Here is a 10,014-nt window from a genome sequence, read left to right as displayed (position 1 = left end):
GACTCCAGCTCCACCGTCTCCCGCAGATTCGTGTACCAATACCCCGCATCCAGACCCACCGTGTCCACCGCCCCACCCGTCACCGTGGAATGGAAGGAGAGGGACGAGGTGCGGGGGCGGATGGGGGCCAGGAGGCCGAGCAGTTCCTCGCGGAGCTCCTCGACCTGCGACGAGTGGGACGCGTAGTCCACCGGCACCAACTTGGCCCGGATGTCCTCGGACTCACAGGCCGCCTGGAGTTCGCGCAACGCCTCCGGCTCACCGGACACCACCACGGAGCCGGGACCGTTGACCGCGGCCAGGGAGATCCGGCCGTCCCACGCCGCGATCCGCTCACGGACCCTCTCGGCGGTCTCCGCCACGGACATCATGCCGCCGCGGCCCGCCAGCCCGCGTGCGATGGCCTGCGACCGCAACGCCACCACCCGGGCACCATCCTCCAACGACAACGCACCCGCCACCACAGCCGCCGCGATCTCACCCTGCGAATGACCCACCACAGCACCGGGCTCCACACCACACGCCCGCCACACCTCAGCCAACGACACCATCACCGCCCACAACGCCGGCTGCACCACATCAACCCGCTCCAACTCCGGACCCTCACCCCGCAACACCCCCGACAGCGACCAGCCCACAAACGCCGACAACGCCGACTCACACTCCGCCATCCGCCCCGCGAACACCGGCGACACATCAAGCAGTTCAACCGCCATCCCCACCCACTGCGACCCCTGCCCCGGAAACACGAACACCGGCTTGCCGACACGGCCCGCGGTGCCCTGGACCACCGCGTCACCGGGTTCGCCACGGGTGAGTGCGGTGAGTCCGGTGCGGAAGTCCTCCGGGGTCCGGCCGACCACGACCGCGCGGTGGTCGAAGGTGGCACGGGTGGTGGCCAGCGAGAACCCCACATCGGCCGGGGAGAGTTCAGGCCGGGCCGCCAGATGTGACAGCAGCCGCTCCGCCTGCCCCCGCAACGCCGACGCGCTCTTCGCCGACAGCGTCCACGCCACCGCTCCCCCGCCCACCGGGGTGACGGAGGGCTCCTCCCCGGCCGTCGACCGCCGCTCCTGTGGGGCCTGTTCGATGATGGCGTGGGCGTTGGTGCCGCTGGCGCCGAAGGCGGACACCCCGGCGCGCCGGACGCGTCCGGTCTCCGGCCACGGGTGCGCCTCCGTGAGCAGTTCCACGGCTCCGGACGACCAGTCGACGTTGGGCGACGGCTCCTCGATGTGCAGGGTCCTCGGCAGGACGCCGTGGCGGATGGCCTCCACCATCTTGATGACACCGCCGACTCCGGCGGCGGCCGCGGTGTGGCCGATGTTGGACTTCAGCGAGCCCAGCCACAGCGGATGGCCCGAGGGGCGACGACGGCCGTAGGTGGCGAGCAGAGCCCCCGCCTCGATCGGGTCACCGAGCGAGGTCCCCGTTCCATGGGCCTCGACCACGTCCACATCACCGCCGGTCAGGGTGGCGTTGGCCAGGGCCTGGCGGATCACCCGCTGTTGTGCCCGGCCGTTGGGGGCGGTCAGGCCGTTGCTGGCGCCGTCCTGGTTGATGGCGGAGCCGCGGACGACGGCGAGTACCTCATGGCCGTTGCGGCGCGCGTCGGACAACCGCTCAAGCAGGAGCACTCCGACGCCCTCGCCCCAGGCGGTGCCGTCCGCCGTGGAGGAGAACGCCTGGCAGCGGGAGGAGGCGGAGAGCGCCCGCTGACGGCTGAACTCGATGAAGCCGCCGGGGGTGGACATCACGGTGGTGCCGCCGGTGAGTGCCATCGCGCAGTCGCCCTGGCGCAGCGACTGGCAGGCCATGTGCAGGGCCACCAGGGAGGACGAGCACATGGTGTCGACCGTGACGGCGGGGCCCTCCAGGCCCAGGGTGTAGGCGACCCGGCCGGAGAGGATGGCGCCGGAGGCCCCCATGGACATCTGGCCCTCGAGTCCTTCGGGGAGCCGGGTCAGTCCTCGGGCGTAGTCGAAGTCGGTGGCGCCCATGAAGATGCCGGTGTCGCTGCCGCGCAGGGTTCCGGGGTCGATCCCGGCGCGTTCGAGGGTCTCCCAGACGACCTCGAGCAGCAGCCGCTGCTGCGGGTCCATGGTCAGAGCCTCACGCGGCGATATCCCGAAGAACGCGGGGTCGAACTGGTCGACGTCGTAGAGGAATCCGCCCTGGCGGGCGTAGGTGCGGCCCTCGGTGTCGGGATCGGGGTCGAAGAGGTTGGCGAGGTCCCAGCCACGGTCGGCGGGGAAGTCCCCGATACCGTCACGGCCCTCGGCGACGGCGTCCCACAGGTCCTCGGGGGACCGGATGTCGCCCGCGTAGCGGCAGTTCATCGCGACGATGGCAATGGGCTCGGGCGTCTGGAGATCCTCGATCCGCCGGTGGGCGGCGCGGAGGTGGCCGGTGGCCCGCTTGAGGTAGTCGCGCAGTTTCTTCTCGTTGTCCATCTGTCGTCAGCTCCTCAAGAGGGCCGGAGTGCCGGTGGCGGCCGTGGGGGTCGGGCGGCGGGTCATGAGGCCGTGATGTCCTGTCCCAGCAGCTCGAACATCCCGTCGAGCAGGTCGAACATCTCGTCGTCGGTGGCCGCCTCGATGTCGTCCATGTCCAGTGCGGCGAGGGTGGAGCGGGCACGGTCCAGTGCGGCGAGTGAGGCGATGTCGTCCGCGCCGCCCACGGGATCGCCGTCCGACGGCAGGAGTTCCTCGCGCAGCAGCGCGGCGAGGTCGTCGGTGGTCGGGTAGTCGAAGACGAGGGTGACCGGCAGCCGCAGTCCGGTGGCGGCGTTGAGCCGGTTGCGCAGGTCGACGGCGGTGAGCGAGTCGAATCCCAGCTCCTTGAAGGGCCGTCCGGGCTCGACGGCGGAGGCATCGGCGTAACCGAGCGCGGCCGCCGCCTGTCCGGCCACCAGCTCCGCCAGCGCGGTGTCGCGGTCGGCGGGGCTCAGTTCGGCGAGCCGTCCGCGCAGCGCGCCGCCGCCACCGCTCTCCTCCCGCTCCGGTGCGCCCGGCTCCGCCGCGGTGGAGCGGCCGGCCTCGGGGATGTCGGCCAGCAGCGGCAGGGGACGGGTGGTCGACAGTGCGGGGGCGAAGCGCTCCCAGTCGATGTCGGCCGCCACCAGGAAGGCGTCGCCCCGTGCGACGGTCCGGCTCAGGATCCGGGCCGCCCGTTCGCCGTCCATCGGGGTCACCCCGCGGCGCCGGAGCTGGTCCGCCACCTCACCGTCGATCATGCCGCCCCCGGCCAGCGCGCTCCAGGCCACGGAGGTGGCGGGCAGCCCGTCGGCGCGGCGCGACTGGGCGAGCGCGTCGAGACAGGCATTGGCCGCCGCGTAGTTGCCCTGGCCCGCGGCACCGACGGTGCCCGCGATCGACGAGAGCAGTACGAACGCGTCGAGGTCCAGGTCCCGGGTGAGTTCGTGCAGATGGTGGGCGCCCGCCACCTTGGGGCGCAGCACCCGCTGGAGCTGCTCCGGGGTGAGCGCGTCCACGGTGGCGTCGTCCAGGATGCCCGCGGCGTGCACCACGGCGGTGAGCGGGTGCTCCACCGCGTCGTCGGTCAGGGTGTGCAGCAGACCGGCCAGGGCGTCGCGGTCGCCCACATCGCAGGCGGCGACGGTCACCCGGGCACCGAGCCCGGTGAGTTCGGCGGTCAGATCGGCCGCGCCGGGGGCGTCGGGGCCACGGCGGCCGGCCAGGACCACATGGTGGGCGCCGTCGTGGACGAGGGTGCGGGCGAGACGGCCACCGACACCTCCGGTGCCCCCGGTGACGAGGACGGTGCCGCGGGGGCGCCAGTCCTCACCGGGCGGCGTGGCACCGGCCCGCCGCAGCCGCCGGGCGAGGGTTCCGGACGGGCGGATCGCGAGCTGGTTCTCTCCGTCCTGGCGGGTCAGGGCATCGGTGAGGGCCATGAGCACACCGGTGTCGGCTGTTCCGGGCAGGTCGATCAGACCGCCCCAGCGCTGCGGGTGTTCCAGGGCCACCGCGCCGCCCAGTCCCCACACCAGGGCCTGGCGCGGGGCGGTCGGCCGATCGGCGCCCGCGGTGGAGACCGCGCCGCTGGTGACGCACCACAGGGGCGCGTCGACAGCGGTGTCGCCCAGGGCCTGGACGAGGGCGAGGGTGGTGGCACAGCCGGTGGGCACGTCCGGCCACACCGGATGCGGGGTCTCGTCGAGGGCGAGCAGGGACAGCACCCCGGTCAGGCCGTGGGTCCGGCCGAGGGCGTCGGTGAGCCGGGTGGCCAGCCGGGCGCGGTCGCCGTCATCCACCCCGACACCGACGAGGACGACCGTGGCGCCGCGTTCGGCGAGGTGGGCGGTGATGGCCTCGACGGCCGGGGTCGCGGTGCCGTCGGCGGGGGCCGCCACCAGCCAGGTGCCGGACACGACGGGGTGCCGTCCGCTGTCGAGGGGCTGCCAGCCGACGCGGTAGCGCCAGCCGTCCAGCTCCGCCTGGTCGTTCCGCCTGGCCCGCCACGAGGAGAGCAGCGGGACCACGGCGCTGAGCGGGGTGTCCGCCCCGGCGCCCAGCTCCGCCGTCAGGGTCTCCAGGTCCGCGTTGTCGACGGCCGCCCAGAAGTCGGCGTCGGACGGACCCGCCACCACGGCGGTGGCGCGGTCCCGGGGCTCGACCCAGTAGCGGTCGCGCTGGAACGGATAGGTGGGGAGCTCCACCCGGGGTGCGTCACGGCCCGCGAACAGCCCCCGCCAGTCCACCTCCGCGCCGTGCGCGTACGCCTGGGCGAGAGAGAGCAGCATCCGCCGCGGACCGCCCTCGTCCCGGCGCAGGGTACCGATGACGGCCGCCGCGCCGTCCGCATCCTCGACGGTGGACTCGATGGCGGCAGCCAGCACGGGGTGCGGGCTGACCTCGACGAACAGCCGGTGTCCGCTGGTGAGCAGTCCACGGGTGGCCGCCTCGAGCCGTACCGTCTCGCGCAGGTTGCGCGCCCAGTACGCGGCGTCGAGTCCGGCGGTGTCCATGGTCTCGCCGGTGACGGTGGAGTGGAAGGTGACGCGCGAGGTGCGCGGGCGGATGGGGGCGAGAAGGCCCAGCAGCTCACCGTGGATCGATTCCACCTGCGCGGAGTGCGAGGCGTAGTCCACCGGGATCAGCTTGGCGCGGATGTTCTCGGCCGCGCACACCGCCTGGAGTTCGCGCAGGGCGTCCGGTTCCCCGGACACGACCATCGCGCCCGGACCGTTGACCGCGGCCAGCGAGATCCGCCCGTCCCACGCCGCGATGCGCTCGCGCAGGGACTCCACCGGCAGCGCGACGGACATCATCCCGCCGTGGCCCGCGAGTCCGCGCGCGATGGCCTGCGAGCGCAGCGCCACCACCCGGGCACCGTCCTCCAGCGACAGCCCGCCGGCCACCACGGCCGCGGCGATCTCACCCTGCGAATGGCCCATGACCGCGGCCGGTGCCACCCCGCAGCTCCGCCACACCTCGGCGAGCGAGACCATCACCGCCCACAGCGCGGGCTGGACGATGTCCACCCGCTCCAGCCCCGGACCGTGACCGCACAGCACATCGGTCAGCGACCACTCCACGAACAACGACAACGCCGTCTCGCATTCGGCGATCCGCCGTGCGAACACCGGTGAGGAGTCGAGGAGTTCGACCGCCATCCGGACCCACTGCGACCCCTGCCCCGGGAACACGAACACCGGGCGCGCCTCGGCCGCCGCCGCGCCCTCGCCCCGTACGGTGTGCGCGGCCGCGCCGCCGGAGGCGAGCACCTCCAGCCCACCGAGCAGGGTTTCGCGGTCGCCGCCCACCACGGTGGCGCGGTACTCGAAGGCCGAACGACCCGCCGCCAGCGCGTGGCCGACGGCGGCCGGGGTCAGCTCCGGGCGCCCGGCCACATGGGACCTCAGCTGCTCGGCCTGCGCCCGCAGCGCCGCCTCACCGCGCGCCGAGAGGACCCAGGGCACCTCGGTCCCGCCGAGCGCGGTCCCGTCGTGTTCCGGTCCGGTGTGGGCCGGTTCGGTGTGGGCCGGTTCGTTCTCCCCGGTGGCCGGGGCCTGTTCGAGGATCACATGCGCGTTGGTGCCGCTCACCCCGAAGGCGGACACCCCGGCGCGGCGCGGACGGCCCCGGTCCGGCCACGGCCGGGCCTCCGTCAGCAGCTCGACCGCGCCCGAGGACCAGTTCACGGCGGACGTCGCGGTGTCGGCGTGCAGGGTCCTGGGCAGCACACCGTGGCGCAGTGCCATCACCGTCTTGATGACCCCGCCCACCCCGGCCGCGGCCTGGGTGTGCCCGATGTTGGACTTCAGCGAGCCCAGCCACAGCGGATGCCCGGCCGTGCGCCCCTTCCCGAAGGTGGCCAGCAGCGCGCCCGCCTCGATCGGGTCGCCCAGCGCGGTGCCGGTGCCATGGGCCTCGACGGCGTCGATGTCGTCCACCGACAGCCCGGCGCCGGACAGCGCCGCCTCGATGACCCGGCGCTGTGCGGGGCCGTTGGGCGCGGCGAGCCCGTTGCTCGCACCGTCCTGGTTGATGGCGCTGGAGCGCAGCACCGCCAGCACCGGGTGGCCGTTGGCCCGTGCGTCGGACAGCCGCTCCAGCAGCACCATGCCCACGCCCTCGCCCCAGCCGGTGCCGTCGGCGCCCGCGGCGAAGGACTTGCACCGGCCGTCGGCGGCGAGTCCGCGCTGATGGCTGAACTCCACGAAGACGCCGGGGGTGGACATGATGGCCGCACCGCCCGCCAGGGCCAGCGCGCATTCACCACGCCGCAGCGCCTGGGCCGCGAGGTGCAGCGTCACCAGCGACGACGAGCACGCGGTGTCCAGGGTGATCGCGGGCCCTTCGAGGCCGAGGGTGTAGGCGATCCGGCCGGAGGCGACGCTGGTGACGTTGCCGATGAGCAGATGCCCCTCCACACCGCGCGGCGCGTACTGCGGGTCTCCGCCGTACTGGAACGAGGCGAGACCGACATAGACACCGGCCCGGGCGCCCTTCAGCGACAGCGGATCGATGCCCGCGCGCTCGACGGCCTCCCAGGACACTTCGAGCAGCAGCCGCTGCTGGGGGTCCATGGCCAGCGCCTCGCGCGGCGAGATGCCGAAGAACGCGGGGTCGAACCGGTCGGCGTCGTAGACGAAACCGCCTTCACGGGTATTGCAGGTGCCGGACCGGCCGGGGTCCGGGTCGTACAGCCCCCCGACGTCCCAGCCGCGGTTGGCGGGGAACTCGGCCACGGCGTCCCGTCCGTCGGCCACCAGCCGCCACAGGTCCTCCGGGGAGCGGACACCGCCGGGGAAGCGGCAGCCCATCGACACGACGGCGATCGGCTCCCGTTCGGCGGTCTCGATCTCGTCGAGGCGGTGGCGGGCCTGCTTGAGGTCGGAGGAGACCCGCTTGAGGTAGGTGAGGAGTTTCTCTTCGTTCTCGTTCGCCATCAGGAAGCCCCGAACTCGTTGTCGATGAAGTCGAAGACCTCGTCGGCGGTAGCGGACAGGAGGGTGGTGTCGGCGGACGGGTCCGCGGTGGACTCCGCTGGTGGCCCGCCCAGCGCCGCCATGAGGGTGTGGAGCCGGGCCGTGACCCGTTCGCGCACCGCGTCGTCGGCCGCCAGCCCCGGCAGCGCGGACTCCCAGGCGTCCAGCTGGTCGAGGAGCGCCTCGGCGTCCTCCGGCGTCCGGCGCAGCGGCAGTTCGGCCCGCAGATGGGCAGCGAGCGACGCGGGCGCCGGATAGTCGAAGACGAGGGCCGCGGGGAGGTCGAGCCCGGTGGCGGCGCTGAGCCGGTTGCGCAGTTCGACGGCGGTGAGCGAGTCGAAACCGAGCTCCTTGAACGCTCGGCCGGTGGCGACCGCGTCGCAGGAGGAGTGGCCGAGCACGGCCGCCGCCTGGTGGTGCACCAGATCGCGCAGGGCCCGGTCCACCTCGTCGTCCGACAGGCCCGCCAGGCTCTCGACGAAGCCGTGTCCGTGGTCCTCCGGTGCCGTGGCACCGGTGTCGGCGATGGCGGCGAGTGCGGTCCGCACCTCGGGCAGCTCACCGATCAGCGGACGCCGCCTGGCCGCGGTGAAACCGGGTACGAACCGGTCCCAGCGCACATCGGCGAGGACGAGTGAGGTCTCACCGGTGTGCAGGGCCTCGCCGAGTGCGGCGACGGTCAGCTCCGGTGCCATGGCGGGGAGTCCGCGACGGCTCAGATGCTCCGCCACCTCACCCTGCTCGATCATCCCCCGGTCGGCCCACGGACCCCAGGCGACGGAGGTGGCGGGCAGACCACGGGCGGCGCGGTGTTCGGCGAGGGCGTCCAGACAGGCGTTGGCGGCGGCGTAGGCGCCCTGTCCGCCGCTCCCCCAGGCCGCGGCGATCGACGAGAAGAGCACGAACGCCTCGAGGTGGTCCTGCTCCAGCAGCTCGTCCAAGTGGCGCGCGCCCAGCACCTTGCCCTCGGCCATCTCCGCGAAGTCCGCCACGGTGCTGTCGTCGAGCTGGGAGAACGCCACCACACCGGCCGCGTGGAAGACCGCGCTCACCGGGTCGCCTCCGGCGGTGATCTCACGGAGCAGCGCGGCGACCTGGTCCCGGTCGCGTACGTCGCACGCCGCGAGCGTGACGCGGACGGCTCCCTCGCCCAGCGCGACGAGTTCATCGCGCAGTTCGGCGGCGCCCGGCGCGTCCTGGCCACGGCGGCTGGTGAGCACCAGGTGTTCGGCGCCCGTAAGGGCCAGCCGCCGGGCCACCTGGGCGCCGAGTCCTCCGGTGCCCCCGGTGATCAGCACGGTGCCGTGCGGCTTCCAGCTCTCGCCACCCCGGGTGCGCAGGGGCGCACGGACGAGCCGCCGTGCGAACACACCCGCGTCGCGCACCGCGAGCTGGTCCTCGGCACCGCTCTCCCCGGGGATGCCCGCCAGGGCCGTGCACAGCCGGTCCGCGGTCCGCTCGTCGACCTCCGTGCGGAGGTCGACCAGACCGCCCCAGCGCCCCGGGTGTTCCAGGGCGGCCACACGGCCCATACCCCAGGTGGCGGCCTGCTCCGGGCGGGTGACGGGATCGGATCCGCCCACCGATACGGCACCGGCGGTGGCCAGCCACAGCGGGGCGGTCACCCCGGTGTCGCCCAACGCCTGGACCAGCCCGAGGTTGAGGGCAAGTCCCGTACTGAGAGCGGCGTGTTCGGAGTGTGCGCCGTCATCGAGGGCCAGCAGGGACAGCACACCTGCCGGGGTGCCGTGGCCCGCCAGCGTCGTCCGCAGCCCCTCGGCGACAGTGGCACGTGTGGCGGTCGCGGACAGCCTCAGGGGCACGGCCTGCGCTCCGCGGGCGGCGATGGCCCGCAGTACGGCGGTCACCGCGGCGCTGTCATCCGGCCCCCCGGGGACGGCCACGAACCAGGTGCCGGAGAGGGCCGTGTCCGGTGTGTCGGCCACCGGCGACCAGGTGATGCGGTAGCGCCAGGAGTCGATGGTGGCGCGGTCGCTCTGACCACGGCGCCAGGAGGAGAGGGCGGGCAGCAGATCGCTGAGCTGTGCCTGCCCGTCGATCTCCAAGGTGGTCGTCAGGGCGTCCAGGTCCTCACGTTCCACCGCGTCCCAGAAGCGCGCCTCCACCGAGGCCGTGTTGCCGGAGTCGGTGCCGGACGTGGGCGTGGCCGGGGACGCGAACCAGTAGCGCTGGCGTTGGAAGGCGTAGGTGGGCAGATCGACCCGGCGGGCGCCACGGCATTCGAAGACCCGCTCCCAGTCCACCGTGCCACCATGGGCGTGCAACTGACCGATGGCGGTGTGCAGAGCCTCCACCTCGCCCCGGTCCTTGCGCAGCAGCGGGATGAACGCCGCCTCCGGAACACACTCCTGACCCATCCCGGACAACACACCAACCGGCCCCAGCTCCACGAACCGGCTCACACCCTGCGCCTCAAGCGCACGCATACCGTCACCGAAACGCACCGCCTGCCGCACATGACGCACCCAGTACCCGGGCGAGCACACCTCACCGTCCGCCACCGCGCCCGTCACGTTCGACACGATCGGAACAGCGGG

Annotated in this window: 3 protein-coding genes; all 3 read right to left on the bottom strand. The window is 73.4% G+C overall.

Annotated elements, in window-relative coordinates:
* Positions 1–2,453 (bottom strand): type I polyketide synthase (locus tag AC07FT_RS36180; protein WP_479180408.1); only part of this gene is annotated, 2,453 nt, incomplete at its 3' end.
* Between the two features lie 62 nt (positions 2,454–2,515).
* Positions 2,516–7,417: a type I polyketide synthase gene (locus AC07FT_RS36175; protein WP_479180407.1), complete on the bottom strand. Its 4,902-nt coding sequence runs from the start codon at positions 7,415–7,417 to the stop codon at positions 2,516–2,518.
* Positions 7,417–10,014, bottom strand: a 2,598-nt coding sequence (locus tag AC07FT_RS36170; RefSeq protein WP_479180406.1) for an SDR family NAD(P)-dependent oxidoreductase, incomplete at its 5' end; no start/stop codon positions are given. The genes AC07FT_RS36170 and AC07FT_RS36175, both read right to left, overlap by 1 nt.

Source organism: Streptomyces sp. NPDC045899 (assembly GCF_056431485.1).
This window is presented reverse-complemented; position numbering and strand designations above follow the sequence as displayed.

Bases quoted from the DNA above. Each gene is read 5' to 3' on its own strand.
- AC07FT_RS36175 (WP_479180407.1), bottom strand. From the start codon at position 7,417: ATGGCGAACGAGAACGAAGAGAAACTCCTCACCTACCTCAAGCGGGTC.